Origin of the sequence: Roseobacter sp. N2S (genome assembly GCF_031454055.1) — a bacterium.
Classification (GTDB): domain Bacteria; phylum Pseudomonadota; class Alphaproteobacteria; order Rhodobacterales; family Rhodobacteraceae; genus Amylibacter.
Window position 1 is genome coordinate 140,520 of the sequence record NZ_JAVDQB010000004.1, and the last position, 26,646, is coordinate 167,165.

General features: G+C 52.0%; 27 protein-coding genes and 1 tRNA gene. 12 read left to right on the plus strand and 16 right to left on the minus strand.

What is annotated here, in order from left to right:
• Positions 1–83 precede the first annotated feature (83 nt).
• The 7 genes from GGE09_RS11860 (at position 84) to dddP (ending at position 6,239) form a co-directional block, all read left to right on the plus strand.
• The gene (locus tag GGE09_RS11860; protein WP_309746343.1) at positions 84–818 is read left to right on the plus strand and encodes a HAMP domain-containing sensor histidine kinase; all 735 of its coding nucleotides are present in this window, start codon (positions 84–86) and stop codon (positions 816–818) included.
• 55 nt (positions 819–873) lie between these two features.
• Complete coding sequence (locus tag GGE09_RS11865) at positions 874–1,344, plus strand: response regulator (protein WP_309746344.1); 471 nt, start codon at positions 874–876, stop codon at positions 1,342–1,344.
• A gap of 135 nt (positions 1,345–1,479) precedes the next feature.
• On the plus strand, positions 1,480–2,253 hold the full coding sequence (locus GGE09_RS11870) for an ATP-binding cassette domain-containing protein (RefSeq protein WP_309746345.1): 774 nt from the start codon (positions 1,480–1,482) through the stop codon (positions 2,251–2,253).
• A gap of 22 nt (positions 2,254–2,275) precedes the next feature.
• Positions 2,276–3,001, plus strand: coding sequence for a transporter substrate-binding domain-containing protein (locus GGE09_RS11875; RefSeq protein ID WP_309746346.1), 726 nt, complete (start codon positions 2,276–2,278; stop codon positions 2,999–3,001).
• A 72-nt stretch (positions 3,002–3,073) separates the two neighbouring features.
• Entirely contained in the window at positions 3,074–3,928 is an 855-nt protein-coding gene (locus tag GGE09_RS11880) for an ABC transporter permease subunit (RefSeq protein ID WP_309746347.1), read from the plus strand.
• On the plus strand, positions 3,925–4,764 hold the full coding sequence (locus GGE09_RS11885) for an amino acid ABC transporter permease (RefSeq protein ID WP_309746348.1): 840 nt from the start codon (positions 3,925–3,927) through the stop codon (positions 4,762–4,764). The genes GGE09_RS11880 and GGE09_RS11885 overlap by 4 nt, the downstream gene beginning before the upstream one ends.
• Positions 4,765–4,898: 134 nt before the next feature.
• Positions 4,899–6,239 carry a dimethylsulfonioproprionate lyase DddP gene (gene dddP, locus GGE09_RS11890; protein ID WP_309746349.1) on the plus strand — a complete coding sequence of 447 codons (1,341 nt, stop codon included), beginning with the start codon at positions 4,899–4,901 and terminating at the stop codon, positions 6,237–6,239.
• 45 nt (positions 6,240–6,284) lie between these two features.
• Here the strand turns inward: dddP and clpX are convergent, their stop codons facing one another.
• From clpX to GGE09_RS11910, 4 genes are all read right to left on the minus strand, one after another.
• Positions 6,285–7,553 carry an ATP-dependent Clp protease ATP-binding subunit ClpX gene (gene clpX / locus GGE09_RS11895; RefSeq protein ID WP_309746350.1) on the minus strand — a complete coding sequence of 423 codons (1,269 nt, stop codon included), beginning with the start codon at positions 7,551–7,553 and terminating at the stop codon, positions 6,285–6,287.
• A 219-nt stretch (positions 7,554–7,772) separates the two neighbouring features.
• Positions 7,773–8,402, minus strand: a complete 630-nt coding sequence (clpP, locus tag GGE09_RS11900) for an ATP-dependent Clp endopeptidase proteolytic subunit ClpP (protein ID WP_309746351.1) — start codon at positions 8,400–8,402, stop codon at positions 7,773–7,775.
• Positions 8,403–8,590: 188 nt separating this feature from the next.
• The gene (tig, locus tag GGE09_RS11905) at positions 8,591–9,919 is read right to left on the minus strand and encodes a trigger factor (protein ID WP_309746352.1); all 1,329 of its coding nucleotides are present in this window, start codon (positions 9,917–9,919) and stop codon (positions 8,591–8,593) included.
• Positions 9,920–9,991: 72 nt separating this feature from the next.
• A tRNA-Leu gene (locus GGE09_RS11910) sits at positions 9,992–10,076 on the minus strand.
• A gap of 226 nt (positions 10,077–10,302) precedes the next feature.
• On the opposite strand from GGE09_RS11910, the gene GGE09_RS11915 reads away from it, so the two are divergent.
• Positions 10,303–10,776 carry a DUF922 domain-containing protein gene (locus GGE09_RS11915; RefSeq protein WP_309746353.1) on the plus strand — a complete coding sequence of 158 codons (474 nt, stop codon included), beginning with the start codon at positions 10,303–10,305 and terminating at the stop codon, positions 10,774–10,776.
• Here the strand turns inward: GGE09_RS11915 and GGE09_RS11920 are convergent.
• On the minus strand, positions 10,773–12,452 hold the full coding sequence (locus GGE09_RS11920) for an NAD(P)H-hydrate dehydratase (protein WP_309746354.1): 1,680 nt from the start codon (positions 12,450–12,452) through the stop codon (positions 10,773–10,775). The genes GGE09_RS11915 and GGE09_RS11920 overlap by 4 nt on opposite strands.
• 164 nt (positions 12,453–12,616) lie before the next feature.
• Here GGE09_RS11920 and GGE09_RS11925 point away from each other — a divergent pair, with 164 nt between their 5' ends.
• The 3 genes from GGE09_RS11925 (at position 12,617) to GGE09_RS11935 (ending at position 15,230) form a co-directional block, all read left to right on the plus strand.
• Positions 12,617–12,955 (plus strand): P-II family nitrogen regulator, encoded by a 339-nt coding sequence (locus GGE09_RS11925; RefSeq protein WP_309746355.1) that lies wholly within the window; start codon positions 12,617–12,619, stop codon positions 12,953–12,955.
• 47 nt (positions 12,956–13,002) lie between these two features.
• Positions 13,003–14,409, plus strand: a complete 1,407-nt coding sequence (gene glnA, locus GGE09_RS11930; RefSeq protein ID WP_309746356.1) for a type I glutamate--ammonia ligase — start codon at positions 13,003–13,005, stop codon at positions 14,407–14,409.
• Positions 14,410–14,510: 101 nt separating this feature from the next.
• On the plus strand, positions 14,511–15,230 hold the full coding sequence (locus GGE09_RS11935) for a VWA domain-containing protein (RefSeq protein ID WP_309746357.1): 720 nt from the start codon (positions 14,511–14,513) through the stop codon (positions 15,228–15,230).
• Here the strand turns inward: GGE09_RS11935 and GGE09_RS11940 are convergent.
• The 10 genes from GGE09_RS11940 to GGE09_RS11985 all read right to left on the minus strand — a co-directional run bounded on the left by GGE09_RS11940 (position 15,196) and on the right by GGE09_RS11985 (position 24,585).
• Positions 15,196–16,200, minus strand: coding sequence for a LacI family DNA-binding transcriptional regulator (locus tag GGE09_RS11940; protein WP_309746358.1), 1,005 nt, complete (start codon positions 16,198–16,200; stop codon positions 15,196–15,198). The two genes, GGE09_RS11935 and GGE09_RS11940, sit on opposite strands and share 35 nt — an antisense overlap.
• Before the next feature lie 168 nt (positions 16,201–16,368).
• Positions 16,369–17,589 carry a cysteine desulfurase gene (locus tag GGE09_RS11945; protein ID WP_309746359.1) on the minus strand — a complete coding sequence of 407 codons (1,221 nt, stop codon included), beginning with the start codon at positions 17,587–17,589 and terminating at the stop codon, positions 16,369–16,371.
• Between the two features lie 3 nt (positions 17,590–17,592).
• Complete coding sequence (locus GGE09_RS11950) at positions 17,593–18,189, minus strand: YIP1 family protein (protein WP_309746360.1); 597 nt, start codon at positions 18,187–18,189, stop codon at positions 17,593–17,595.
• A complete protein-coding gene (locus GGE09_RS11955; protein WP_309746361.1) occupies positions 18,186–18,851 on the minus strand; it encodes a hypothetical protein in 666 nt (221 codons plus the stop codon). The genes GGE09_RS11950 and GGE09_RS11955 overlap by 4 nt, the downstream gene beginning before the upstream one ends.
• A 39-nt stretch (positions 18,852–18,890) precedes the next feature.
• Positions 18,891–19,388 (minus strand): hypothetical protein, encoded by a 498-nt coding sequence (locus tag GGE09_RS11960; RefSeq protein WP_309746362.1) that lies wholly within the window; start codon positions 19,386–19,388, stop codon positions 18,891–18,893.
• Entirely contained in the window at positions 19,388–20,662 is a 1,275-nt protein-coding gene (locus GGE09_RS11965) for a SufD family Fe-S cluster assembly protein (RefSeq protein WP_309746363.1), read from the minus strand. Before GGE09_RS11965 ends, GGE09_RS11960 begins: the two co-directional genes overlap by 1 nt.
• Entirely contained in the window at positions 20,662–21,417 is a 756-nt protein-coding gene (gene sufC, locus GGE09_RS11970) for a Fe-S cluster assembly ATPase SufC (protein WP_309746364.1), read from the minus strand. Before sufC ends, GGE09_RS11965 begins: the two co-directional genes overlap by 1 nt.
• Before the next feature lie 68 nt (positions 21,418–21,485).
• Positions 21,486–22,997, minus strand: coding sequence for a Fe-S cluster assembly protein SufB (gene sufB, locus GGE09_RS11975; protein WP_309746365.1), 1,512 nt, complete (start codon positions 22,995–22,997; stop codon positions 21,486–21,488).
• Between the two features lie 30 nt (positions 22,998–23,027).
• Complete coding sequence (locus GGE09_RS11980) at positions 23,028–24,071, minus strand: cysteine desulfurase family protein (RefSeq protein ID WP_309746366.1); 1,044 nt, start codon at positions 24,069–24,071, stop codon at positions 23,028–23,030.
• A gap of 52 nt (positions 24,072–24,123) precedes the next feature.
• Positions 24,124–24,585, minus strand: coding sequence for an Rrf2 family transcriptional regulator (locus GGE09_RS11985; protein WP_309746367.1), 462 nt, complete (start codon positions 24,583–24,585; stop codon positions 24,124–24,126).
• Between the two features lie 194 nt (positions 24,586–24,779).
• Here GGE09_RS11985 and GGE09_RS11990 point away from each other — a divergent pair, with 194 nt between their 5' ends.
• Positions 24,780–25,433, plus strand: coding sequence for an alpha/beta hydrolase (locus GGE09_RS11990; RefSeq protein WP_309746368.1), 654 nt, complete (start codon positions 24,780–24,782; stop codon positions 25,431–25,433).
• A gap of 96 nt (positions 25,434–25,529) precedes the next feature.
• Here the strand turns inward: GGE09_RS11990 and GGE09_RS11995 are convergent, their stop codons facing one another.
• Positions 25,530–26,630 (minus strand): anhydro-N-acetylmuramic acid kinase, encoded by a 1,101-nt coding sequence (locus tag GGE09_RS11995; protein WP_309746369.1) that lies wholly within the window; start codon positions 26,628–26,630, stop codon positions 25,530–25,532.
• Positions 26,631–26,646 lie beyond the last annotated feature (16 nt).

Genomic DNA, 26,646 nt, shown 5'->3' on the forward strand with positions numbered 1-26,646 from the left:
AATATTCATTATGCGTTTTGTATTAAGTGTATCTTAACCCGTTCGTGGTTCGCTGCACACCAACATTATCGGGACGATAAAAAGTGAACCACGTGCACGCCTCAGCTGCTGACCAGCTGCTTTATAAAATCACCCATGATCTGTCGGCAACTGTTCGCGCGTTGGTCGAACTTCCAATCTGGATTTCAGAAGATTTGAAAGATTCCGGCGTGGTTGTGTCCGATGACATTCAGGAAAACCTCGAAGCGCTCACAGTTAACGGAAACCGTTTGGCGATGATGATTGATAGCTTGTTGATCTATTCAGGTGTTGGCAAGAAACAATCGCAAAAGATAATTAATCTGGCCGACATGGTTGCCGAAATTCTGGATGCAAATCCCCTGCCCCAAAGCATGAAAATCACTACAAACTTCAGTAAACCTTCTGTACTTTCTTGCGAACCGGACTTTTCGCGGCTTTGTCAGGCATTGCTGTCTAATGCTGTTAAGCATCGCGACTCAGAAACCAGCCAGATCGCGTTAACGATCACTTCTGACGGCCAGTTAACGGAAGTAATCGTTGAAGATGATGGGCCCGGAATTCCCCATAACTTTCGCGAAAAGGCCTTGAGCGTGCTAACCACCCTAAAACCAAGAGATGTGGTTGAGGGCAGCGGTATGGGACTCTCTGTCGCTGATAAAATCGCGTCATTTTATGGTGGTAACCTAACCTTGGAAACGCCCGAATCTGATACTAAACGCGGCCTTCTGGTGCGGGTGAAACTACGAAATCAGACTTCAGGGGATGAAAACACATCACAGGATTCAGCATCACCTTAATTAATTATTAGGCTTATATTGACAGGTTGGGTCAATCAAAACGGGAATTTAGCACATGCAAACTGACGGGCCGACCCTACAAAAACAGTCAAACACAGGGGGGGCTCCTGGCGCCGAATATTCTGTTAACGCACTGATTTTGGACGATAGTAATTTTGATAGAAAACGCCTTCGCCGCATTGCGAAACACACTGGCGTACCCATTGAATTCACCAGTTGCGCATCGTTGATCGCGTTCAAAAAACTGTTAGATGAACAAGAGTTTCACATCATTTTTATTGATTACCGTCTGCCTGAAGGCAATGGATTGGAAGCACTGAAAATGCTAGAGAAACATCCGACAAATGCGTCCGCATCTGCCATTATGATCGCAGGTGATCTGGACGCTGACATAGTGGCGTCCGCCTTCAAAAACGGCTGCGTAGACTATATCGCAAAACAAAAAGTCGACAAACGCCAACTCCGTCACACGATTTTAAATGCTCTAAATTTAGTCAAAACCCGCCAAGACAAGGCGACATTCTAATACATCAAACAATATCCGCATTAAAACAAACATTTCCAACGTGAAACGGCTGGATTCTAAACACTCCCGATTGACATATGACCCGTGTTATTTCATTTTGACACGCTGTAACTGGGAAACAACTGGATCCAATTTGTGACTGAAACCGCCACGCCTGTGATCGAACTGCGAAATATCCACAAAAGCTATGGCGATCTGGAAGTCATTAAAGGCGTTGATCTAACAGCCTGCCAAGGGGATGTCATTGCACTGATTGGCTCTTCCGGATCCGGGAAAAGTACACTTTTACGATGCGTCAACCTATTGGAAACGGCCCAGCAAGGCGACATTGTGATTTCCGGGGAAGCTGTAAACTGGAAGAACCAAGGCCAGAATCGCACACCTGCAAACAAGGATCAGGTTCGGCGGTTCCGGACAAACCTTTCCATGGTATTTCAACAGTTTAACCTATGGTCCCACCTTTCCATTCTGGAAAACGTGATTGAGGCTCCGATTACTGTTCTTGGAATTGACCGTGCGCAAGCCATCAAAAAAGGGCGCGCTTTGCTCGATAAGGTCGGCATTGGTGACAAAGCAGATCAATACCCCTCTCAACTCTCTGGCGGCCAACAACAACGCGCAGCCATAGCCCGCGCTTTGGCGATGGAGCCTACGGCAATGTTGTTCGATGAACCGACATCTGCACTAGACCCCGAAACCGAAGCTGAAGTTGTTAATGTAATCAGGGCTTTGGCCGCAGAAGGCCGTACGATGTTGCTGGTGACCCATGACATGAAAATGGCCCGCGATGTTGCGAACCACGTGATCTTTCTGCATCAAGGTGTGATAGAAGAACAAGGACCGCCCGAACAAGTGTTCGGCCAGACCAAATCAACGAGGCTGCAGCAGTTCTTAAGCTCAACCCACTAATACCCCAACAAGGAGAAGACCGATGAAAAAACTACTAATTGCCGCGGCACTATCCGCGCTTACAACTGGCTCCGTTTGGGCCGAAACCATTCGAATGGGTACCGAAGGCGCCTACCCTCCTTACAACTTCATCAATGATGCAGGCGAAGTAGACGGGTTCGAACGTCAACTGGGCGACGAAATTTGCAAACGGGCCGAACTCGACTGCGTTTGGGTAACGAATGATTGGGACAGCATCATTCCAAACCTGATTTCCGGCAACTATGACACCATCATTGCCGGCATGTCGGTCACTCCTGAACGCGAACAAGTCGTTGATTTCTCAAGCGAATATTACCCTGCTTCACCATCATCCTACGTTGCCGCGGCTGGAATGGACGTGGATTTGTCCAGCGGAATAATCGCTGCGCAAACCAATACAATCCAAGCGGGCCATGTTGCAGCTTCAGGCGCAACCCTGGTAGAATTTGCCACACCGGACGAAACAGTAGCAGCCGTTAAAAACGGCGAAGCCGATGCCGTTTTAGCGGACAAGGATTATCTGGCCCCGATCGTAGCTGAAAGCGGCGGTGCGCTCGAATTCGTTGGTGAAGATGTTGCCATCGGCGGTGGTATTGGAATCGGTTTGCGTAAAAGCGACACAGAATTGAAAGCCAAACTGGACGCAGTCATCGACGAGATGAAAGCCGATGGAACATTGAACGCAATGTTAAGCAAATGGTTCGAAGGCGAAGCGCCTCAGTGGTAAGCCATTCGGGGCGGGTGCCGATGCACCTGCCCCACCCTCTATTGTTTGAAAATCAGCTTGGGGCTGCATATTATGTTTGAATTCTGTGCCGACCCCAAAAGCATTGACGGCCTTGCATGGTTGTCCTGCTATCTTACGACCCCCAAACATGCGTCGATGTATTACAGCATTCTGACGGTTCTTGGCCTTCTGTTTCTCGCAGTACCGCCCATTATGATGCTGGGCTTTGCGGGGGCACTGGCACGGCGCTCGCATATTGCGCCTGTGCGCTGGTTTGGTCTGGGCTATACCTCTATCGTGCGCGGCGTTCCGGACATCGTGTTTTTCCTCTTCTTCCCAATCGCCCTTGATCAAGCTGTGGAATACATGCGGCATAAAATTAAATGCCCCGATGTTATGGGATCGGTCTATCAAGGAAATGATTTTGTGGTCTGTCAGGCGGCAAAAATGCCCCTTGGTACGTCACCGCAATGGATACATGAGGCTTGGGGGTTTACCCTTGCGATCATCACTTTTGCCATTGTTTTTGGTGCTTTTACCGCGAACACCTTGCACGGAGCTTTGGCCGCAGTACCCCGTGCACAACTTGAAACGGCGCGGGCTTTTGGCATGTCGGATCGCCAAACTTTCTGGCGGGTGCACCTGCCTCAGATGTGGGTTTACGCCTTACCTGGCCTGTCAAATCTGTGGATGATTTTAATCAAAGCGACGCCTCTTTTGTTTCTGCTTGGGATCAAAGACATCGTATATTGGGCGAAAGAGCTTGGCGGCATGAAAACACAGGCCTATGCCTACCCACACCCTGATTGGCGTGTCTGGTACTTTGGGGCGCTGCTGGTGTTTTACCTGCTGTTAACCTGGCTCAGCCAACGCGTGTTTGATCGTGTCTTTGCCCGTGCATCCCGCGGAATGGCGGTGGCACGATGACCTGCGCAGACTCCTTTTCCGCCTATGCTTTTCGGGCTTTAGGTTACGGCGAACGCCTTTTACCCAGGTCCGATATTACCCTTTGCGATCAGATCTTTCTGATCGGTAGCGGTATGATGTGGAACGTCTATTTTGCCCTAATAGCCATCGTCTTCGGCTTTGTCTTTGCAACGGCATTGGCATACGCACGCGTAAATGCGTCGCCAATCTTACGCTGGCCCGCGGACGCATTTGTTTTCATTTTTCGCGGCTCCCCCCTGTTTATCCAGTTTTTCTTTGCTTACGAACTTTTCGTGCAAATTCCCCGCAGCGGTTTTGAAATATCATTGGGTTTCATGACCATATCAGCCAGCACCAGTTGGCTGACAAAAGCATGGCTTGGGGCCACGATTGTCCTGTTCCTAAACACATCCGCCTATAGCGCCGAGATTTTCACCGGCGCCCTTCGCTCTATCCCAAAAGGTGATATGGAGGCAGCGGACGCTTACGGCATGAGCGGGTTCAGCAAGTTCAGACGCATCGTTTTTCCAACAATGCTACGGCTGGCATGGCCGTCTTATTCGAATGAGGCGATCTTCCTGTTTCATTCAACCGCATTGGTATTCTTTTCGGGTTTTCCCGCGTGGCGTAGAGAGGCGGACGGTCTGTATTACGCCAGCTACTTTGCCGAAAGCACCTTCAATCCCTTTATTCCCTACCCGATCATTGCAGTCTACTTCATCTTTTTCACCCTGCTGATCGTCGGTTTTTTTGGACTAGTCAGTAAGCGACTGAACAAACATATGGCTGAACCACCTAAGGTGAAGTTCAAACTGGGGGCCATGTTAACCCGATAAGGCCATCGAACCGGACGCATTGCTATCAGGGTATTCTGTTTGAATACGACAGCTGTGGCCAAACAAGGACGTAAACAGGCAGGTCAGAATCTCTCATTCCGGCGTTAATTACCGGTAGCGAGAGGAGCCAGCCAATGACCACATACCACTCGGACGTTCGCAAAATTGATCCAAGCAAGGGTGCAATGCTTGGGGATGGAACCCCTAATGACCTGAACCGTGTCGAAATCGGCCCGACGCAACTGGCGTTTCGGGAATGGGAGTCGGCGGGACTGACCCTGCCCAACCTGCAAGCCATGCGCAGCTTTCGCCACGCTCGACTGACGCAACACATCGTGGATCGCGATTATGGTGGCCTGTTGATGTTCGATCCGTTGAACATTCGGTACGCCACGGACACCACCAACATGCAGCTTTGGAACACCCATAACCCGTTCCGTGCGGTGCTGTTGTGTGCAGACGGTTATATGGTGATCTGGGATTACAAAAACGCGCCATTTTTAGCTGATTTTAATCCTTTGGTGCGCGAAAGCCGATCTGGTGCATCAATGTTCTACTTTTCGGCAGGAGATCGGGTAAAACAAGACGCCGAGAGTTTTGTCGGGCAGGTTCAGGAACTAATGAGTGCCCATGCCGGAACCAACAACAGGCTGGCCGTTGATAAAATTATGGTTCCCGGATTGCGGGCTTTGGAAAAGTTCGGGTTTGAGGTTATGGAAGGTGAGGAGGTCACAGAAAAATCCCGTTCCGTTAAAGGACCAGATGAGATCTTGGCCATGCGCTGCGCCCAGAATGCCTGCGAAACAGCCTGTGCAGAAATGGAGAAAATCGCCCGCGCAGGTGTTCCCGCTGGAAACATGTCAGAGGATGATATTTGGTCAGTGTTGCATCAGGAAAACATCCGCCGTGGCGGTGAGTGGATTGAAACACGGTTGCTTGCGTCTGGCCCGCGCACAAATCCGTGGTTTCAGGAATGCGGACCACGCATTGTGCAGAACAATGAAATCGTTGCTTTTGACACCGATTTGGTCGGATCTTACGGTATTTGCGTTGATATCAGCCGCACGTGGTGGATTGGTGATCAAAAACCCCGCGCGGATATGGTTGAGGCGATGAAACACGGTCATGCGCATATTACGACCAATATGGATATGCTGAAGCCCGGAGTTTCGTTCCATGAGTTGACCCACAACGGGCATCATCTGGACCCGAAATATCAGCGGCTAAAATACGGGTGTAAAATGCACGGGGTTGGGCTGTGCGATGAATGGCCGCTTATCACCTATCCGGATAAATATCGGGACGGCGCGTTTGATTACGTGGTTGAGGCCGGAATGGTGCTTTGCGTGGAGGCCTTGATCAGCCCTGACGGAGGCGACTTTTCAATTAAGCTGGAAGATCAGGTGCTTATCACGGAAAACGGTTACGAAAAACTGACGAAATACCCGTTTGATAGTGTATTGATGGGGGAATAAAAAACGGCGGAGCACTGCCCCGCCGTTTTTTAATCTTCTTAAACCTTAGCTCGCAGTAGCCGGCTCTTCTTCGGCAACGTCTGCGTATACGATCAGCGGTTCGGCCACACGGCGCACCGCTTCTTCGTTCACGACAACTTCGCGTACATTATCAAGTCCCGGCAGTTCAAACATAGTGTTCAACAAAATGTCTTCCATGATGGACCGCAAACCGCGTGCGCCTGTTTTACGTTCGATCGCCCGTTTGGCAATGGCACTCAAAGCATCGGTCGTAAACTTCAGCTCTGCGTCTTCCAGTTCGAACAGACGCTGGTATTGTTTGACCAACGCATTTTTCGGCTGCGACAGGATCGTCACCAAAGCATCTTCGTCCAGATCGGTCAAAGTCGCGATCACAGGCAAACGGCCGACAAATTCAGGGATCAGACCAAATTTCAGCAGGTCTTCTGGTTCCAGATCCGAGAAAATCTCACCTACGCCGCGGGATTCCTCTTCTTTGACGTCGGCACCGAAGCCAATAGCAGAACCTTTGCCCCGCTGACCAATGATCTTTTCAAGCCCGGCAAAAGCGCCGCCACAAACAAACAGTATGTTCGTGGTGTCCACTTGCAGGAACTCCTGCTGCGGATGTTTGCGCCCGCCCTGCGGCGGTACAGAGGCGACCGTGCCTTCCATGATTTTCAGCAGTGCTTGCTGTACGCCCTCGCCACTTACATCGCGAGTGATCGAAGGATTGTCCGACTTACGGGTGATCTTATCCACTTCGTCGATATAAACAATCCCGCGCTGTGCACGTTCCACATTATATTCAGAGGCTTGCAGCAGTTTCAGGATAATGTTTTCAACGTCTTCACCCACATAACCAGCCTCGGTCAACGTGGTGGCGTCGGCCATTGTGAAGGGCACATCCAGAATCCGCGCGAGTGTTTGAGCCAGCAGAGTCTTACCGCAACCGGTCGGACCGATCAGCAGAATGTTGGATTTTGCCAATTCAATTTCTGAATTTTTCTCTGCATGGTTCAGGCGTTTATAGTGGTTGTGCACCGCCACAGCGAGCACCTTTTTGGCCACATCTTGGCCGATAACATAGTCATCCAGAACCTGACAGATTTCCTGGGGTGTCGGGACGCCATCGCCGGATTTGACCAAACCTGATTTTGCTTCTTCACGGATAATATCCATGCACAACTCAACGCATTCATCACAGATGAAAACGGTTGGTCCCGCGATCAATTTCCGCACTTCATGCTGGCTTTTGCCACAAAACGAGCAATAAAGCGTGTTTTTCGCGTCTCCGCTGCCTGAATTTGCCATATTAATACTCCGCTCTTTCTTCGCCAGACCCCACGCCAATGGCGCGAAATGCCAGCGTTCACCCTAGCTTTTTCCCACCGTATGGCAGAATTTACCTGTGTACAATGCCAATATTCCGCAGAATCCTGCGGCGAAAATGGACAGTCCAGCCCTTCGCGATGACAGTCACGCCATCGCAAAGGACTAGCAGGTATTTATGAATAAATGTTTGAAACCGGCTTAGGACGCATCGGCGTCGTTTTCCCGCTTCTTCACGATTTCGTCGATCAGACCCCAGTCTTTGGCCTCTTCCGCGGTCATAAAGTTATCGCGATCCAAAGCTTTTTCAACAACTTCAATATCTTGGTTACAATGTTTGACGTAGATATTGTTCAGTCGATCTTTCAGTTCCAAAATCTCTTTGGCATGCAGCGCGATGTCGGATGCCTGGCCTTGGAACCCGCCAGACGGCTGGTGGACCATGATCCGGGAATTCGGCAGGCTGAAGCGCATACCGGGCTCACCCGCAGCCATCAGCAACGACCCCATAGAAGCCGCCTGCCCCACGCAAAGTGTTGAAACCTTAGGACGAATATACTGCATCGTGTCATAGATCGACAGACCAGAGGTCACGACACCGCCCGGGCTGTTGATGTACATTGCAATGTCTTTTTTGGGATTTTCCGCTTCCAGGAACAGCAATTGCGCGACGATCAGCGTCGACATTCCATCATGCACAGGGCCGGATACAAAGATGATCCGCTCTTTCAGAAGACGTGAGAAAATATCATAGGCCCGCTCTCCGCGGGACGTTTGCTCGACCACCATAGGAACGAGTGTATTTGCGTAAACTTCGAGGGGATCTCTCATTTTCAGAAGGCCTGTATCTTGTGTTTCTTGGGTCGATGTAACTGTAGTTCGCTCCCTAGGGGGCTTCAAGGTCCGAAATGGCAGTTCCATGCGGAAAGCGATTTTAAACCCTACCCCTGTACAGGCACGCAAAAAGGGCGCCGTTTCCAGCGCCCCTTGAACCGTTACACCATTTGGTGAAAAAGGTCTTAATCTTCCAGAGCTTCAACAGCTTTTTGCAGGCCGTCTTTGCTGGTCGATGTTTCGGTCACAGAGGACAATTCGATGATGTAATCGACAACTTTGTCTTCAAAGATCGGCGCGCGCATCTGTTGTTGCATTTGCTCGTTTTGTTGAAGGAATTCAAAGAATTGACGTTCTTGACCCGGGTATTGCTGGGCTTGCTGCATGGCAGCTTGTTGCATTTCCTGATCTGTCACAGTGATCTTTTGCTGTTGGCCAACATCCGCCAGCAACAGACCCAGACGCACGCGGCGTTCAGCCAATTCTTTGTGTTCGTCAGTTGTTTCGATTTCAGGGTGATCGTGGCCCTGAACATCGGGATTTTCTTCGTGCCACAGTTGGTGTGCGATTTGGTTGGATTCGTTTTCAACCAAAGTTGGCGGCAGCTCAAAGGAAACCGCTTTGGCCAATTCGTCCATCAAGTTGCGTTTCATCACCATGCGTGCGGCATTGGCGTATTCTGCTTCCAGACGCTCGGTGATTTGTTTTTTCAGATCCGCGAGGTCTTCAGCGCCGAATTTTTGGGCCAGTTCGTCGTTGATTTCTGCTGCCGCAGGCGCTTTTACGGATGTCACGTGACATTCAAAAACAGCGTCTTTGCCAGCCAGATTTTCTGCGCCGTATTCTTCAGGGAACTTAACGTTTACTTCAACGTCGTCACCTGCTTTAGCGCCTACCAGCTGTTCTTCGAAACCGGGAATGAAGGAATTTGAGCCCAGAACCAGCGGATAATCTTCAGCTGCACCGCCGTCGAAAGCCTCACCGTCGACTTTACCCAAGAAGTTGATCACCAGTTGATCGCCGTCTTTGGCTTTGGAGCCTTTTTTGCGGTCTTCAAAGTTCTGTGCACTTTCGGCCAGATTGCCAAGCGCTTCTTCAACGTCGGCGTCTTCGATTTTGGCGACCAGTTTTTCCAGTTTGATCTTGGAAAAATCTGTTTCGGGCACAACAGGCAGACATTCGTAGTTCAACGCAACTTCAACATCGTTGCCTTCAACCCAGTCTTCGTTGGTCATTTTCACATCGGGCTGCATGGCTGGTTTGTCGCCAGAGGCCTCGAAATGGTCATTCATTGCGCCGTCGATGCTTTCTTGCATGGCTTCGCCAAGAACGGACTTTCCGAATTGCTTTTTCAGCAAAGCCATCGGAACTTTGCCCTTGCGAAAGCCCTTCATTTCGATGGTTGGCTGTGCTTCAGCCAGCTTTGCGTTCACTTTCGCTTCCAGCTCTGCTGCTGTCACAGTGATCGAATAGCCGCGCTTCAGGCCTTCGTTAAGTGTCTCGGTTACCTGCATTTTACATCCTTCAACGTGCTGGTCATAGGCCAGTCAAACCATGGTCTGATAATCCGCGAAACGGATAATCTTTGGTGCGGGTGAAGGGACTCGAACCCCCACGCCTCGCGGCGCCAGAACCTAAATCTGGTGCGTCTACCAATTCCGCCACACCCGCAAACTCAGAGGGCAGCCCAAAAGACTGCCCGTAATTCCGCGGCCCTTCTAACAAGTGTTTATCAGCTTGGCGAGTGGAAAATGCGCAAAAACCCCGCCGTCATGTGCAGAATTTGTGTCATTGCGCACAGTCAGTGATCCAACCCTCTGCCAATCTGGGGACAGACCTGAATAGTAACCTGATTTTATCCCCGAATTTAAACCAAAAGCACTGAGAGACATAAATCATGAAACTGAAATTCAACAGCAAACTGGCCAAGCCGAAACTGGAAAAGAAACAGATCAAAGGCGCCACATTAGAGGATGTGAAAAAGCTTCTGAATAAGGCCGATCATTGGGGCAAATACGACTATGCCATTGAATGGACGTATAAAGCGATGGACGGCAAAGTGACCGAGGTGTCTGTCACCTGTAATCCCAAGATCACCATGCCGATTTGGGCAGGTTGGAACAAGGCTGATAAAGAAAGCCAAAAAAAGTGGGATATCATGTGGGTTAAACTGAAGCGGCATGAAGAAAAGCATCACGACGTGACTGAAAAGATGATCAAAGAGCTTAGCAAACAGTTGTCAAAGGACAAAAAACTGGATGAAAAGAATCTGCCTGCAAAAATGGATAAATTCCTTTCGGATGTTCAAAAAGAGCAGAAGGCCTATGACAAAAAATCGGACCACGGTAAAAAAGAAGGCGTGAAACTTTAAAACCCGAGGTCGCGAAACACCGCCGGTACTTGTTCGGGAAGATCTTCGGCGATCAGTCCAGGCCCGAAAGAAAGGGCGCAGGCCACATGTAACCAAGCGGCATCGCTTGCCGCTTGTAAGGGATCAAAGCCGCGCGCCAAAAGGCCGGTAATAAATCCTGCCAGCACATCCCCCGAACCCGCCGTAGCCAACCATGGGGCTGCACGATCATACTGCGCACTATTGATCACGGCTTTCCCATCTGGCGCCGCAATCACCGTATCTGCCCCTTTAAACAGCACCACACATCCGGAACGTTGGGCCGCCGCCCGTGTGGCACCCACTTTACTATAGTCCGCTTGTGTATAATCTCGCGAAGTTAATTTTGCGTGAATGTCGGGAAACAGCCGCCTAAACTCCCCTTCATGGGGCGTAAGAACGCAATTTGGATGCAGCGCTTCGAACAAATGCTCCGGCACATCCTGAAAAGCCGATAGAGCATCTGCATCCAAAACAGTTTTTTTATCCGCCATTAAAACGGCCTTAACCATTTCGCGCGTATGACTGAAATCAAGCCCACCCGCCGCAGTTTCACGGGCAAACCCAGGCCCAATACAGACAGAGGAGATTCGATCATCTGACAGCAATGCCGCAAGATCTTTCGCCGTGTCTACGGTTCGCAGCATGATTGCAGTTATCTGCGCCGCGTTCTCGCTCAGCGCGTCCGTTGGACTGGCAAGTGTCACAAGCCCTGCCCCAACCCGCAAAGCCCCCCTTGCTGCCAATCGTGCCGCCCCCGTCTTGGCCGCCGGCCCTGTGGCTAAAACAGCGTGACCATGGCTGAATTTATGGGCATGACTTCCTTTCCCCAGCGCATTCGGCTTTTGCGTCAGGTGAACCAGATCAGTTTGCGTGTCTTTGGATGGCACCACAGTGCAGGATACAGGATTTGTTACAGATTCTTTTGCAGCATAAGTTCCCAACCCGATATCTTTAATCACCACGCGCCCACAGAATGCGGGCCCAGATCCAAGATAATGCCCCATTTTTGCGGACTGAAAACTTACTGTCAGATCCGCCTGGAATAGCCCCCAAGGAATATGACCGTCAGGCGCGTCACTTAACGGCGCGCCGCATTCAGTCTGTAGACCACTTGGCAAATCAATCGCCACAAAACGTGTAGGCATGAGGTCTGGAAAAGTCGAATAGAGGTCACAAAGCTCTAGAATCGGTCTCAGGTTGGTTAATGGGCGGCTTAGTCCAATCCCAAACAAGGCGTCGATGACCAAACGCGTTTCAGAAACACCAAAGGCAGACTCCCAAAATCCATCCGCATCAGCTGCATTCAAAATCGGAAAACCAAGTTGGCGTATCGGATTTTCAGCCCCCCAACGATCAAAGTTTATCTTGGCTTCAGCCGACAGTTTTTCCACTATACCATAGAAAAACACCTCTACCTCCCACCCCCAGTCTTTTAGCAAACGCGCCACGACAAAGCCGTCGCCTCCGTTGTTTCCTGGACCACACAGCACAACCGCGCGGTGGGAGGCAGTCTTCAAGTCCGGCCATTCTTCAAAAATTGCTTCAACAACGCCGCGCCCTGCCCGCTCCATCAGTTCCAAACCCGAAACAGCACCGGATTCAATGGCGCGATTTTCCAAAATGCGCATTTGCGCGGCCGTCAGAAGTTCGGTCATTCGAGTTTCCACATTGACTAAATATTCAGCAGATTGCTTAATATTTAAGCATACCCATTTGATTCAATTCATCCCCCACTACACGCCATTCCCCACAGATTGCCAAGGGCCGCAAAACCTTGTTTGAGCGATAGGGAATTTGAAAACACGCAGGAGGCGGCGCCATGAAAAAGATCGAAGCGATCATTAAACCTTTTAAGCTCGACGAAGTGAAAGAGGCGCTGCAAGAAGTAGGCGTTCAAGGGCTTAGCGTAATCGAGGCCAAAGGCTTTGGCCGTCAAAAAGGCCACACAGAATTGTACCGCGGTGCAGAATATGTTGTGGATTTCCTGCCAAAAGTAAAAATCGAAGTGGTCATTTCCGATGATCTGGTAGACGCTGCCGTCGAAGCCATCATCGCAGCCGCGCGGACTGAAAAAATCGGCGACGGTAAAATCTTCATCTCGACAGTCGAACAAGCCATCCGTATCCGGACCGGCGAGGAAGGCCCTGAGGCACTGTAATCCGCGCCTCGGACCGAAAAGAACAACTCTAACAAGGAAGTATTACAATGAGTGCAAAAGACGTCATGAAAATGATCCAGGACGAGGATGTCGCTTACGTCGACGTTCGCTTCACGGATCCACGCGGAAAATTGCAGCACGTCACAGTGATCGTTGATGAAATTGACGAAGACTGGTTCGAAGAAGGCTTCATGTTCGACGGTTCCTCTATCGCTGGCTGGAAATCCATCGAAGAATCCGACATGAAACTGATCCCGGATACAAACACCGTATACATCGACCCGTTTTACGCCGAAAAAACACTCTGCATCCATTGTTCGGTTGTGGAACCTGACACTGGCGCATCTTATGACCGCGACCCGCGTTCCACAGCAGAACGGGCCGAAGCTTATTTGATTTCTACAGGCATCGGCGATCAGTCTTTCTGGGGTCCGGAAGCAGAATTTTTCCTGTTTGACGACGTACGTTTTGCCAATACAATCAACAAAGTATCTTACGAAGTTGATGCAGCAGACGCGTCTTGGAACACAGACACAGCCTATGAAATGGGCAACATGGGTCACCGTCCCGGTTTGAAAGGCGGCTATTTCCCTGTGAACCCGATCGACGCTGGCCAAGACCTGCGTTCTGAAATGCTGTCCACGATGAAAGCCATCGGGATGAAGGTCGACAAGCATCACCACGAAGTTGCGTCTTGTCAGCACGAACTGGGCCTGATCTTTGGATCGCTGACCCATCAAGCGGACGAACTGCAAAAGTTCAAATATATCATTCACAACGTGGCCCATGCTTACGGCAAATCCGCAACCTTTATGCCCAAGCCGATCTACGGCGATAACGGCAGCGGTATGCACGTGAACATGTCCATCTGGAAAGACGGCAAGCCGTTGTTTGCAGGTGATAAATACGCTGATCTGTCCGACGAGGCCTTGTGGTTCATCGGCGGTATTCTGAAACACGCCAAAGCACTGAACGCTTTCACAAACCCGTCGACAAACAGCTACAAACGTTTGATCCCCGGCTTTGAAGCCCCAGTTCTGCGTGCCTATTCCGCCCGTAACCGGTCTGGCTGCGTGCGTATTCCATGGTCCGAATCTCCAAAAGCAAAACGCGTAGAGGCCCGCTTCCCCGATCCTGCGGCAAACCCTTACCTGTGTTTCTCGGCATTGTTGATGGCTGGCCTTGACGGTATCCGCAACAAAATCAATCCGGGCGAAGCGCAAGACAAAGACCTGTATGATCTGCCACCAGAAGAGCTGGCTGATATCCCAACGGTTTCCGGTTCCCTGCGTGAAGCATTGAACGAGCTGGAAAAAGATATGGACTTCCTGTTGGAAGGCGGCGTGTTCACACGTGACCAGATCGAAGGCTATATGGCGCTGAAATGGGAAGAAGTGTACAAATACGAGCATACACCGCACCCAGTTGAATTCGGCATGTACTACAGCTGCTAATTGGCTGAAAAAACTTAGGAAAAGGCGCTCCATTCGGGGCGCCTTTTTCGTTTTAGGTGGATTGCATCACCCGTGGTATGCTTCCTGAAAAGGAGCCTTTTATGCCACATAAACTGGCCTGTCTGACCACGGCATTAACCTTATTTTCGGCCCCCAACAGCCATGCCAATTGCGCCCTTGATGCGATGTTGGTGTTTGACGGCTCTGGCTCTATGGCAACTTTGGCGGCAGAGGCCCCTTTTGCACGCCGTATTGACGACGCCCGCGACGCATTGCACCGCGCCTTACCGGACATCACACCGTATCGGCGCTTGGGACTGGTGGTTTATGGCCCGGGCGCCGCTGCCCCATGCGCAAATGTTTCGGTCGAAATCCCGCCCGTCCCCAACGGTCAACCCGTGATCCTGTCAGCCATAAAAAATGTCGAACCCGAAGGCGATACGCCATTGACCCAAGCCGTAGATGCAGCCGCCCAAACCCTGATTGCAGGCAACGGGGCAGGTATTGTCGTGCTCATCACTGATGGGCGTGAAACCTGTGGCGATCCCTGCACGCAAGCTGCAGGGTATGCCGCCGATGGGATAATAGTCCATGTTATCGGTTTCAAAATAAATGAGAATTTTGAACGCTGGCCGGGGTTCAGCGCAGAGGAAGGTGAACTGAAACGGGAACCAGCCCGATGCCTTGCCGACCAAACCAACGGGATATTTGTGCTGACGGATACCGTCAGCGAATTGGTTGACGCCCTACACGAAACGTTAGGCTGTGCCGTTGTCAGCCGCGGTCCTACAGCGTATCGCCCAACTCTACATCCGGCTTGAACTCTATCACTTGGCGCACAGCCCTGTAGTCGGACTGTTCATGTTCCAAAATCAACTGCGCCGCCCGTTTGCCGATTTCAAAGCGATAGGCATTCATCGTAGCTGTCAACATCGGCATACCGTGACGCAGGTCAAGCCCGTTGAAACCGGCCAGTCCCAATTGATCCGGAACCGAAATATTGTTCATGATACAGTGCATTAACCCACCACAAGACATGGTGTCAGACGAATAATAGATTACGTCCAGATCGGGTGTCCGCTGCAATAATTTTTCAGTCAGTTGACGGCCCAACAGCAGCGTTGACCCCCCAGTATACAGTTCTTGATCCGCTAAAATAACACCCGCTTCAGCCAACGCCTGTTGAAACCCCTGAAACCGTTTGGCGGCCCGATGATCCAGAGGGTATTTCGTGCCAATAAACCCCAGCCGCTTATACCCCCGCTGTAAAATCGCCTTGCCGGTTTCATACCCAGCCCGACGATGGGACACCCCCACATTCAAGTCCACCGGATCACCGTCCACGTCCATGATCTCTACAATGGGAATACCCGCGTTCTGCATCATTTTGCGCGCAGCAGGCGTGTGTTCAAGCCCTGCAACCACCAACCCTTTGGGTTGCCAGCTTAACATCTCTCGAATAACGGTTTCCTCGGTTTCCAGATCATAATCCGAAACGCCAAACACAGGCTGCATAGCTGTGGTCTTTAGAACGTTAGACAGCCCCGTTAGAACCTCGGCAAAAACGAAACTACTGATCGAGGGTACAACAACCCCCACCAGATCAACCGATTTTGAGCTGAGCGATCCTGCAATCCGGTTTGGTACATAGCCAACCGATTTCGCCGCTTCTAACACCCGTTCCCGTGTCGCAGCAGAGGCTTCGCCCTTGCCTCGCAACACGCGACTGGCAGTCATCTCACTTACATTTGCCAGTTCGGAAATATCTTTCAGGGTGGGTCTACGGGCCACGTTACGTCCTAACGTTAAAAGTACTCATACGTTACTCATAACGTTATCGCGGCAAGCTGCAACATATTTAACGTTACGGACAGATGTCGCCGTAACATTTCCTGCCCGAACCAAGCCTCTTTTTGGTTCAAATATCCAAGTCCAGACCTATCAACACAAACAGCCCTGTCAGCCGAACAACTCGTGGCACAGCTCTAACGCACTGACCAGTTTGTCCACTTCTTCGGTGCTGTTGTACATGCCAAAGGACGCCCGACAGGTGGCCGAAACTCCCAAATGTTCCATCAAAGGCTGCGCACAGTGGTGCCCTGCCCGCACAGCAATGCCGCGCTGATCGACCACAGTGGAAATGTCATGGGGGTGGGCCGCGCCGTCCAAAGTGAACGAGAATATCGCGCCTTTGGTGGCAGAATTTCCCTGGATGTTCAGCCAGTTTAGCCCACTCAGCTTGGATTGCGCATAGTCGCGCAACGCATTTTCATGGGCGGCGATATTTTCCATACCGACACCCATCATATACTCGATAGCAGCGCCCAGACCAATCATTTGCACGATGCCGGGGGTGCCTGCCTCAAACTTATGGGGCGGGTCGTTATAGGTCACCACGTCTTTTGCTACCGTACGGATCATATCGCCGCCGCCCATAAACGGGCGCATTTCGGCCTGACGGGCACGGTTGATATAGATCGCACCTGAAGACGACGGGCCATACAGCTTGTGCCCCGTGATCGCATAGAAATCAGCGCCGATATCCTGCACATCCACCGGCATATGAACAGAGGATTGGGAGCCGTCCACCAGCACAGGCACGCCCTTTGCATGGGCAGCAGTGGCGATCGCCTTCACATCCACAACTGTGCCCATCACGTTAGACATATGGGTCACTGCAATCAGCTTGGTCTTTGGCGTTATGGCGTCGATCACCGCTTGGGGATCCAGATCGCCGTTCACATCTGTATCAACCCATTTCAGCACAACCCCTTGGCGTTCCCGCAGGAAATGCCAAGGCACGATGTTGGCGTGGTGTTCCATAACGGACAGAATAATTTCATCCCCAGCCTGCAAGCGCGGCGCAGCCCAGGCGTAGCTGACCAGATTAATCCCTTCTGTGGTGCCAGAGTTGAACAGGATTTCGTCTTCATGTTCGGCGTTCAGGAAGGTTTGGATCGTGGCGCGTACGGCCTCGTATTTTTCAGTCGCAAGATTGGACAGGAAATGCAGCCCGCGGTGGACGTTTGCATATTCCTCGGCATATCCCCGCGTGATCGCATCAATCACCACCTGCGGTTTCTGTGCGGATGCCCCGTTGTCGAGGTATACCAACGGCTTGCCATTCACCTCGCGGGATAGAATAGGGAAATCTGCGCGGATTTTCTGAACGTCATACATAGTTTAGTTTACCGATTCCATTGGGACAGTGACGCCCATCATTCCAAGCACCACAAGCAACAGCGCACCAAACACCAGTTGCGCGCCTATGATGCCAAGTAGCACAGGCACCACCTTAGTAAACCCGTGAAGCTCCATCACCATTGCGGTAATCTGTACCATGGCAATGACAAAGACCAAAAGGATCACAAGGCCACTTGCCTCGGCGCTGAGCAGGCTAACAATCGGGATCGCGATTTGCACCAAAAGGACCACGAAGTTCAGCCAGGTGATGGTCTTTAAACTGTCGTTAAAGCTGCCGGTCCCGCCAAAAGCCCGCCCAACGCGGTACATCACAAAGGCACCGCCAAACATGGTCAGCGCAAGTACCACAACACTGGTCCCAAGCGGCACAGCAGTTGTTGAACTGCCATTTGGCACAGGCGCGAGGATTTCAAAAAGCGTTGAAAAGGCAAGGTTCAGGACAATAACAAGCCACGCAGCAAGAATGATTTCACTGCGCTCGAACGGTATCGCCAGAATCTGCCGTAAAGTGGCCCGGGGTTGGGTCAGCGACTGTACTGCCAGTGGCAGGAAATCAAACAGTCGCTTTGGGGTCATCCGAACATATCTCCAACACCGATCAGCAATGTTGCCACGGTTAAAACTAGTGCAAACAACGACATAGCCATGAACGTCGGGCTTGTCATCCGAAATTTATGGGCTTCGGCGGTCGCTGCGGCAATATACCAAACAAACGGGATCAACCCCAGCCAGTACACCGGCAAAGCCAGCCATTTGTTGCCCAACATCGGCAAGGAGGCTTCATACATCCCCATAACAGCCGCAATAACCGCCGCTGCCAGACCGAAAGGCGCTGATACAAAGGCGCCCCAGAAAACTGCCGTCCGGGTCTCTTTCCACGTGGCACTGCCGCGCGCCAGTTTGGCAAAAACCTGCACAATCAAAGAAAACAGATACATCAAAGCCGTGCGCAACATCAGCGCGGCCATCATCAGCAGGCCGATTTTATCGGGAGAAATGATCCCGCCTGCAATGGATGCAGGCGCTACCAGCGTTTTCAGGGACCAACTGGCGAAAAACACCATATCCGAGGCGAGAACATAAAAGATCAGCCGCCCTTCACTGGGTTTTTCCCGCAACAACCGCCGCGTCGATGCGCGCATATCACGCCACGCATCGCTAATCCGGTCAACCAGACCACTGCGTTCAAATTGAAAGACGCCGTTGCCAGCTTCAAATTCTTCTTCAGAATGTGTCATATGCCTGCTCTGTTTTTATGTTGTTTTTCAACACTTTAATCAGGCCTTCACCCTGCGGGGAAATTCAACCGTCGCAAGGCATGTGACCCATTGCCAGCAGAAAACCACAGCCGTTAACGTTGTGGCAACTAAAAAAACCGAAGGGGAAGCAAAGACTTTGCAAGCGCCGCTAATCAGCACCAGTGGTGTGGCGACCAATGCAGGCCACATCAGGGCCAGTCGCGCCTCTTGCCATGTGGCCTGCCCGCCAAGGGCGCGCAGCAACAGGTGGGATAAAGCTGCGATAATGTATAAAAACAGCGGGGCCATAATGACCGATGACACAAACATCGTCGCAAAACGCGCGCGCATGGTGGCAGGATCATCCTCTGCCAGAAAGGATATGGCAGCCAGATCAGGCATCCGCGCAACATAGTTCAACAGGCAGGCGGTGAACCCCAGCATCAGGATGCGGGGTTCAGTCATAATCGCCAGTTGATGGGCCATGGCCTTGCGTGGGCTACGATAAGCAGCGCCGATATCCATCAACAAGGACATCAGCCGTGCCGCCGTGCCATCCAACCTTCGAGCAAGGCCCGAAGATCATCGCCAAGCGCGTCATCCTCAACCTCTTCGATGGCTTCGTTCAGAAACGCCAAAGTCAGCATATCCTGCGCCGCCTTATGGGGAATCCCGCGCGAAGTCAGATAAAACAGCGCCGTTTCATCAATCGCCCCAACAGTGGACCCGTGCGAACAGGCCACATCATCGGCGTAGATTTCCAACTCGGGCTTGGCTTGGAAGGTAGAGTTTTCGTCCAGCAGCAGGCCTTGGCTGATTTGATAGCCATCGGTTTTCTGCGCATCTGCTTTCACCAGAATTTTACCCTGAAACACGCCAACAGCCCCGTTGCGCAGGACTTTCTTAAACACCTGACGGCTTTCACAATTCACTGCATCATGAGTAATAAACACCGTGTCATCGTGGTGAAACGCGCCGTCCCCTGCACAAGCCCCTGCAACGGTGGCATGGGCGTTATCGCCGGTGAATTCCACAATCGCGTCATTGCGCGTCAGCACACCATTCACAGTCAAAGTAAAGGATTTAAAGCTGCTTTCCGTGCCAAGACGGGCGAAAATATGGGTGGCTGTGCGCCGCTCATGATCTCGGCCTTGGGCGCGAACGTGGTGAAACGCAGCATTATCGGCCACTTCCACTTCCATCACTGCGTTCAAACGGGCGGCTGCTGGGCCGTTTTCCAGAACGGTCAGATCAGCACCTGCGTCCAGTTTGATCGCATGGTGAATCACAGCATCCGAGGATTCGTTGCTGTGCAGGTAGATAAAGCTGACAGGCTTTGCCGCTTTTCCCGTTGCCCGAAGAACAAACCCTTCAGTCGCGGTTGCCGTATTCAACGATGCCAGAGGACGGGACACAGGCGTCTGGCCCCTGCCCTCTAGCACGCCAAAAACGCTGCCAGCCCAGTGGATATCTTTGCTGGCCGCATCCGCCAGCGTTTCTATTTCCACACCAGCCAACGTCAGATCATCGGATTGTGCGGCGTCATAGAAACCATCTACAAAGACGATTTTCACCGCATCAACAGCGTCAAACGGACGGTCTTCATCACTTTCGAAAATCGCCGCAGGTGTGGCCGTTTCCGCTGTCAGTGTTGTTGGATCGGTGTATTTCCAATACTCGTCCCGCCGGTGGGGCAAACCTGTTTCCGCCAGCAAAGCCGCAGCCGTTTCGCGGGCTTGCGTCACCCACTGGCCGCCGTCAGGCACGGTTATCGCGGGTACAACACCCCTATGTTTCAATTTGGCAGACATTAGGCCACCTCTGCCAGAATATCGGCGTAACCGTTGTTTTCAACTTCCAGTGCCAGTTCCGGCCCGCCAGTTTTAACGATTTTGCCATCCGCCATGATGTGCACAACATCAGGTTTGATGTGATCCAGCAGACGTTGATAATGGGTGATCACCAAAAAGGACCGCCCTGCATCGCGCAATGCGTTCACACCGTCGGCAACCAGCTTCATCGCATCCACATCAAGACCGGAATCGGTTTCATCAAGGATACACATCTTTGGTTCCAGCATCGCCATTTGCAGAATCTCGTTGCGTTTCTTTTCGCCTCCAGAAAAGCCCACGTTGACCGGACGTTTCAGCATTTCCGCGTCGATTTTCAAGGATTTCGCCTTGGCACGAACCACTTTCAGGAACTCCGCCGCTGACAATTCTTCCTCACCCCGTGCTTTACGCTGTGAATTCACAGCTGTGCGCAAAAAGGTCATGTTACCCACGCCCGGAATTTCGACAGGGTATTGGAACGCCAGAAACAGACCAGCAGCGGCGCGTTCTTCGGGTTCCAGATCCAGAATATCAACGCCTTCCAGCGTTGCGGACCCGCCAGTGACCTCATAGCCGCCCTTACCAGACAACACATAAGACAGCGTGGATTTACCGGACCCGTTTGGCCCCATGATTGCATGTACCTTGCCGGTTTCCACAGTCAGGTTCACGCCTTTAAGGATTTGCTTGTCTTCTTCTTCAAGACCGACTTGCAGGTTTTTGATTTCTAACATTTTCTTGTCCTTGGATGTTCTTCAGCCGCCCCCTCAGGGCAGCGCATTTTTTTAACTGTTTAAGCGGCTTAACCGACTGATCCTTCAAGCGAGATCGCAACCAACGCCTGTGCTTCCATAGCAAATTCCATCGGCAACGCTTGCAGCACTTCCTTACAGAACCCGTTCACCACAAGCGCCACGGCGTCTTCCTCGCCCATGCCCCGTTGGCGGCAATAGAACAGCTGGTCGTCATCCACTTTGGATGTTGTGGCTTCGTGCTCTACACGGGCGGTGTTATTTTTCACCTCAATGTAAGGCACTGTATGGGCGCCACATTTATCGCCGATCAACAAGCTGTCACACTGGGTATAATTGCGCGCATGGGCAGCTTTGGGGTGCATGGACACCAAACCCCGATAGGTATTCTGCGCCTTACCCGCGCTGATCCCTTTCGACACAATCCGCGACTTGGTGTTTTTACCAAGGTGGATCATCTTTGTGCCTGTATCGGCCTGCTGCATGTTGTTGGCGATCGCGATGGAATAGAACTCGCCCTGACTGTCATCGCCGCGCAAGACACATGACGGGTATTTCCACGTAACAGCGGAACCGGTTTCCACCTGCGTCCACATCACTTTGGAGCGATCCCCACGGCAATCCGCCCGTTTGGTCACAAAGTTATAGATACCGCCTTTGCCGTTTTCATCCCCAGGGTACCAGTTTTGAACGGTGGAATACTTGATTTCAGCGTCTTCCAGCAGAACCAGTTCAACCACTGCGGCGTGCAACTGTGCAATGTCCCGTTGAGGCGCGGTACAGCCTTCAAGATAGGACACATATGCGCCCTTGTCTGCAATGATCAGCGTGCGTTCAAACTGGCCCGTGTTTTCCGCATTGATCCGGAAATAGGTGGACAGCTCCATCGGGCATTTGGTGCCTTCAGGAATATATACAAACGACCCGTCAGAAAACACGGCCGCATTCAGCGTCGCATAATAGTTGTCAGACTGGGGAACCACAGAGCCAAGGTATTTCTTCACCAACTCGGGATGATCCTGAATTGCCTCGGAAATCGAGCAGAAAATAACACCCGCCTTGGCCAATTCCTCCTTGAAAGTTGTCCCGACAGAAACGCTGTCAAACACCGCGTCTACAGCCACTCGACGCTCACCCTCTGGGGCTTCAACGCCTGCCAGTAAGGCCTGTTCTTTCAACGGAATACCCAGTTTCGCGTATGTTTCCAACAGCTTGGGATCAACCTCATCCAAGGATTTCGGCTTTTCCACCATGGATTTGGGACGGGCATAATAATATTGGTCCTGAAAATCAATTTCAGGATAATCCACCATCGCCCAATCCGGCTCTTCCATTTTCAACCAGCGCCGATAGGCCGCCAGACGCCAGTCCAACATCCATTCCGGCTCGTTGTTTTTCTCTGAAATCAGCCGCACGATATCTTCGTTCAACCCTTTGGGCGCGTATTCGATTTCAATGTCGGTTTCAAAACCGTATTTATAGGTTCCACCCACCGATTGCACGGCATCGACCGTATCCTGATCGACACCTTCTTTGACTTGCACGTCGTCTAAAGCAGCCATTGTTGCTGTCCTTATATTGTTGCCCGCAGCCTAGGCCGCGCGGGCTTTGAATTTCCGGTAATGGGCCAGCCAGGTATCGGCAAAACCCATGATTTCATCTTCGGTGGTGGTGGGTCCAAAACTGACCCGAATGGCAGAACTTGCGCTGGTATCGTCAAAGCCCATCGCCTTCAACACCCGACTTTGCTTGACTTTCCCGCTGGAACAGGCTGATCCGGCTGAAATCGCATATCCTGCCAAATCCATCTGCATCACTTGGGTTTCACCCTTCCACGCGGGAACGGCAAAGCAACTTGTGTTGGGCAGGCGTTTTGCCCCTTGCCCCACAATGATAGCGTCAGGTGCTTCATCGACAAGGCGGGCTTCCAACTGATCGCGCAGTTTTTCAACCTGATCCCACAGCCCCGCATCAAGATCTCTTTGCGCCGCTTCGACTGCGGCACCAAAACCTGCGATTCCAATCACGTTTTCCGTGCCGGAACGCCGCCCTTGTTCCTGTCCGCCACCTTTGATCAGGGTCGGCACCTCATGGCCTTGCTGGATCACAACAGCACCAACACCTTTTGGCCCGCCGATTTTATGGGCAGATAATAAAGCCGCTTTTGCGCCCATCCAGTCAAAGGCAACCGGAACCTTACCAAAAGCTTGAACTGCATCGCACAAGCCAATGTTTTCAAACGATGATTGCAAAACACCGGTTTCGCTATTGGCAATCTGAAGTGCTGCGTTCCCCGCATCTTTAAGCGAGACTGCGCCATCTTGTGACACTGCCAAAGACGGATCACACCATGCAAAAACTGCATCATGCTCTACAGGTGCACAGGCAAACCCGCCGCCGTTCAGAACCAAGCCAGCCCCCTCGGTCGCACCCGAGGTAAATACCACATCACCAGATCCCGCCCCGAAGGCCGCCTTAACCTGTGCCCGTGCCCGCTCGACTATCGCCAATGCCTTGCGCCCTTCACCATGAACACTCGACGGATTACCAATAGCGTCCATCGCCGCAATCATCGCCGCCCGCGCTTCAGCGCGCAGCGGAGCTGTAGCATTCCAATCCAGATAAACGCGGCTCATAAGTCCCCGCCTTTCTGCTTCTTTAGAGCAAAAATACCTAACACCTGCCCTGTCATTTTTCATCCACCAACTGAAACAAGGACGGAACCGCAGGACAAGGCGCCATCTGGTTGGTGATAATGTCGCTTAAACGGGCCTGATGCAGGAATACATAAACATGGGCCGACAGACTTTCCCAAAACCGGTTGGACAGGCTTTGCGCCCGTGACCCCGAAGACGCACCAGAGGCACCCGCCCCCTTGCTCATCGCATCCATGGTTTCGTCCACAGCCTCAAGGATTGTCGTCACCCGAATAGCATCGGTGCTTTGGGCCAGACGATAGCCGCCACCCGGCCCCCGAACGCTTTCAACAATACCTGCGCGGCGCAATTTAACGAACAGCTGCTCCAGATAGGCCAGCGAAATATCCTGACGCGCGGCAATTTCGCCGAGCGAGACCAGCCCGCCTTTTGATTCTTGGGCCAAGTCGACCAAGGCAATAAGGGCATATCTGCCTTTTGTACTGAGTTTCACAGCAGTTCCACCATAGCAAGTGTTGACGCGCGGGGTATGAGGCCTTAACTCCTGTTCAGCTTGGAGTGCGGCCCCCGCGCCCAATTTAGAATTGTTCTAGGTTTTCCGAGAGGAATAGTCAACCATGTCTCTGGCATGTATCTGGCCAAACCCTCATTTGGAAAATCTTGCCCTAACGGAGCCTGTACGCACCCATGCCTGAAGTAATTTTTCCCGGTCCAGACGGACGTTTGGAAGGCCGCTACCATCCGCAAAAGCAAAAAGATGCGCCGATTGCGATCATCCTGCACCCCCATCCCCAGTTTGGCGGCACGATGAACAACAAGGTTGTCTACAACCTGCATTATGCTTTTCACAAAATGGGTTTCACCGTGCTGCGCTTCAACTTTCGCGGTGTGGGCAAAAGTCAGGGTGAATACGATCAAGGGATCGGTGAATTGTCGGATGCGGCGGCCGCACTTGATTATTTGCAGGCGATGAACCCCAATGCAAAACATTGCTGGGTTGCGGGCTTTTCGTTTGGCGCGTGGATCGGCATGCAACTGCTGATGCGCCGTCCTGAAATTTCGGGCTTTATCAGTGTATCGCCCCCCGCCAACATGTATGACTTTTCGTTTCTGGCACCGTGCCCTGCCTCGGGTCTGATCATCAACGGGTCAGGCGACCGCGTAGCCCCCCCTCCGGATACCGTGGATCTGGTGGATAAGCTGCACGAACAAAAAGGCATCACCATCACCCATACCGTGCTGGATGGTGCGGGGCATTTCTTTGAAAATGACCATATGGATACGATGATTGAAAATGTAGACGGCTATGTGCGTCGTCGCCTGACGGAAACATCCCGTTAATTCGAACCTTTAGCTTGGCCTTCGGGCCAAGCGCGCGGCGGGGCTTTGCCCCTTGCTGATCTTCGCTCCGCTCGGGGATATTTTTCAAACAAAAAATCAGGGCGTGCTGAATTGACCGCCAAGGGCTGGTGCTTTGCATCCTGTCGTTGCGGGGCTTGAAAGCGGCAGGCCCCGTTGGCTGCGCACAGCGAGATAGGCAAAAGCCTGAGCTTCAAGCATGTCACCATCCAGACCAAGCGTTTCGATTTGGTGGACTGTACCAGACAATCGTTTGGATAATTCCCGCATAATAACAGGGTTCTGCGCGCCGCCACCGCAGATGTACCAGTTTTCCGGCTGTAGCGTTAAATGGCTTTGATTGGCTGCAACACAGGCCGCAGGCAAGGCAGTTAAGGTTGCAGCGGCATCTGCATCCGACAGGTTTTGCACGAGCTGCAGCGCATCATGAAAATCGTGTCGGTCCAGTGATTTAGGTGGTTTTTGCGCGAAAAACGGGCGTTGGAAGACGCGGGTCAGGATGGTTTCATCCACGCGCCCACGCGCCGCCAATGCGCCGTTTTCATCATAGTCTTTACCAAGACGTGCCGTCATCAGATCGTTTAACGGTGCATTGGCCGGACCTGTATCAAAGGCCATCAATGCGCCAATCGCCTCTGGGGTGTCTTTGCTCGGGTCGATCAAGGTAACGTTGCCCACACCGCCAAGGTTCAGGAACGCAGCAGGGGCATCTAGGCCGGCCCATTTTGCACAGGCAAAGTGGAAGAACGGGGCCAGTGGCGCGCCCTGCCCGCCCTGTACCATGTCATTGCTTCGAAAATCCCAAACAGTTGGAATACCCGTGCGCTGTGCCAAATCCGCACCATCACCCAGTTGAAAGGTGCGAGCCTTATCGGGATCGTGGTTCAGGGTTTGGCCGTGAAATCCCACAAGATCAATGTTGTCAAACTCCAGCACCAAATCCGCATGGGCGGATTGCACCACGTCCAGTGCCGCAGCCAGAATATCCGGATCATCACCTGGCCACAGGCCTTGGGCAGCCCGTAAAATATCAGCCTCGGCTTTGGTAAACGGACGAAAGGCGCTTTCGCCGAAATCTTGGATCGAGACCCCATCGGTGGTTAAAACCGCACCGTCCACCCCGTCCATTGATGTGCCCGACATCAGGCCAAGGGCACGGATCGGTTTAAATTCTGCCAATGCTCTTTCCTTTCGT

Coding starts and splice junctions, on each gene's coding strand:
- GGE09_RS11865 (WP_309746344.1), top strand. CDS start 874: ATGCAAACTGACGGGCCGACCCTACAAAAACAGTCAAACACAGGGGGG.
- GGE09_RS11875 (WP_309746346.1), top strand. CDS start 2,276: ATGAAAAAACTACTAATTGCCGCGGCACTATCCGCGCTTACAACTGGC.
- GGE09_RS11880 (WP_309746347.1), top strand. CDS start 3,074: ATGTTTGAATTCTGTGCCGACCCCAAAAGCATTGACGGCCTTGCATGG.
- GGE09_RS11885 (WP_309746348.1), top strand. CDS start 3,925: ATGACCTGCGCAGACTCCTTTTCCGCCTATGCTTTTCGGGCTTTAGGT.
- dddP (WP_309746349.1), top strand. CDS start 4,899: ATGACCACATACCACTCGGACGTTCGCAAAATTGATCCAAGCAAGGGT.
- clpX (WP_309746350.1), bottom strand. CDS start 7,553: ATGGCAAATTCAGGCAGCGGAGACGCGAAAAACACGCTTTATTGCTCG.
- clpP (WP_309746351.1), bottom strand. CDS start 8,402: ATGAGAGATCCCCTCGAAGTTTACGCAAATACACTCGTTCCTATGGTG.
- tig (WP_309746352.1), bottom strand. CDS start 9,919: ATGCAGGTAACCGAGACACTTAACGAAGGCCTGAAGCGCGGCTATTCG.
- GGE09_RS11915 (WP_309746353.1), top strand. CDS start 10,303: ATGAAACTGAAATTCAACAGCAAACTGGCCAAGCCGAAACTGGAAAAG.
- GGE09_RS11920 (WP_309746354.1), bottom strand. CDS start 12,452: ATGACCGAACTTCTGACGGCCGCGCAAATGCGCATTTTGGAAAATCGC.
- GGE09_RS11925 (WP_309746355.1), top strand. CDS start 12,617: ATGAAAAAGATCGAAGCGATCATTAAACCTTTTAAGCTCGACGAAGTG.
- glnA (WP_309746356.1), top strand. CDS start 13,003: ATGAGTGCAAAAGACGTCATGAAAATGATCCAGGACGAGGATGTCGCT.
- GGE09_RS11935 (WP_309746357.1), top strand. CDS start 14,511: ATGCCACATAAACTGGCCTGTCTGACCACGGCATTAACCTTATTTTCG.
- GGE09_RS11945 (WP_309746359.1), bottom strand. CDS start 17,589: ATGTATGACGTTCAGAAAATCCGCGCAGATTTCCCTATTCTATCCCGC.
- GGE09_RS11950 (WP_309746360.1), bottom strand. CDS start 18,189: ATGACCCCAAAGCGACTGTTTGATTTCCTGCCACTGGCAGTACAGTCG.
- GGE09_RS11955 (WP_309746361.1), bottom strand. CDS start 18,851: ATGACACATTCTGAAGAAGAATTTGAAGCTGGCAACGGCGTCTTTCAA.
- GGE09_RS11960 (WP_309746362.1), bottom strand. CDS start 19,388: ATGTCCTTGTTGATGGATATCGGCGCTGCTTATCGTAGCCCACGCAAG.
- GGE09_RS11965 (WP_309746363.1), bottom strand. CDS start 20,662: ATGTCTGCCAAATTGAAACATAGGGGTGTTGTACCCGCGATAACCGTG.
- sufC (WP_309746364.1), bottom strand. CDS start 21,417: ATGTTAGAAATCAAAAACCTGCAAGTCGGTCTTGAAGAAGAAGACAAG.
- sufB (WP_309746365.1), bottom strand. CDS start 22,997: ATGGCTGCTTTAGACGACGTGCAAGTCAAAGAAGGTGTCGATCAGGAT.
- GGE09_RS11980 (WP_309746366.1), bottom strand. CDS start 24,071: ATGAGCCGCGTTTATCTGGATTGGAATGCTACAGCTCCGCTGCGCGCT.
- GGE09_RS11990 (WP_309746368.1), top strand. CDS start 24,780: ATGCCTGAAGTAATTTTTCCCGGTCCAGACGGACGTTTGGAAGGCCGC.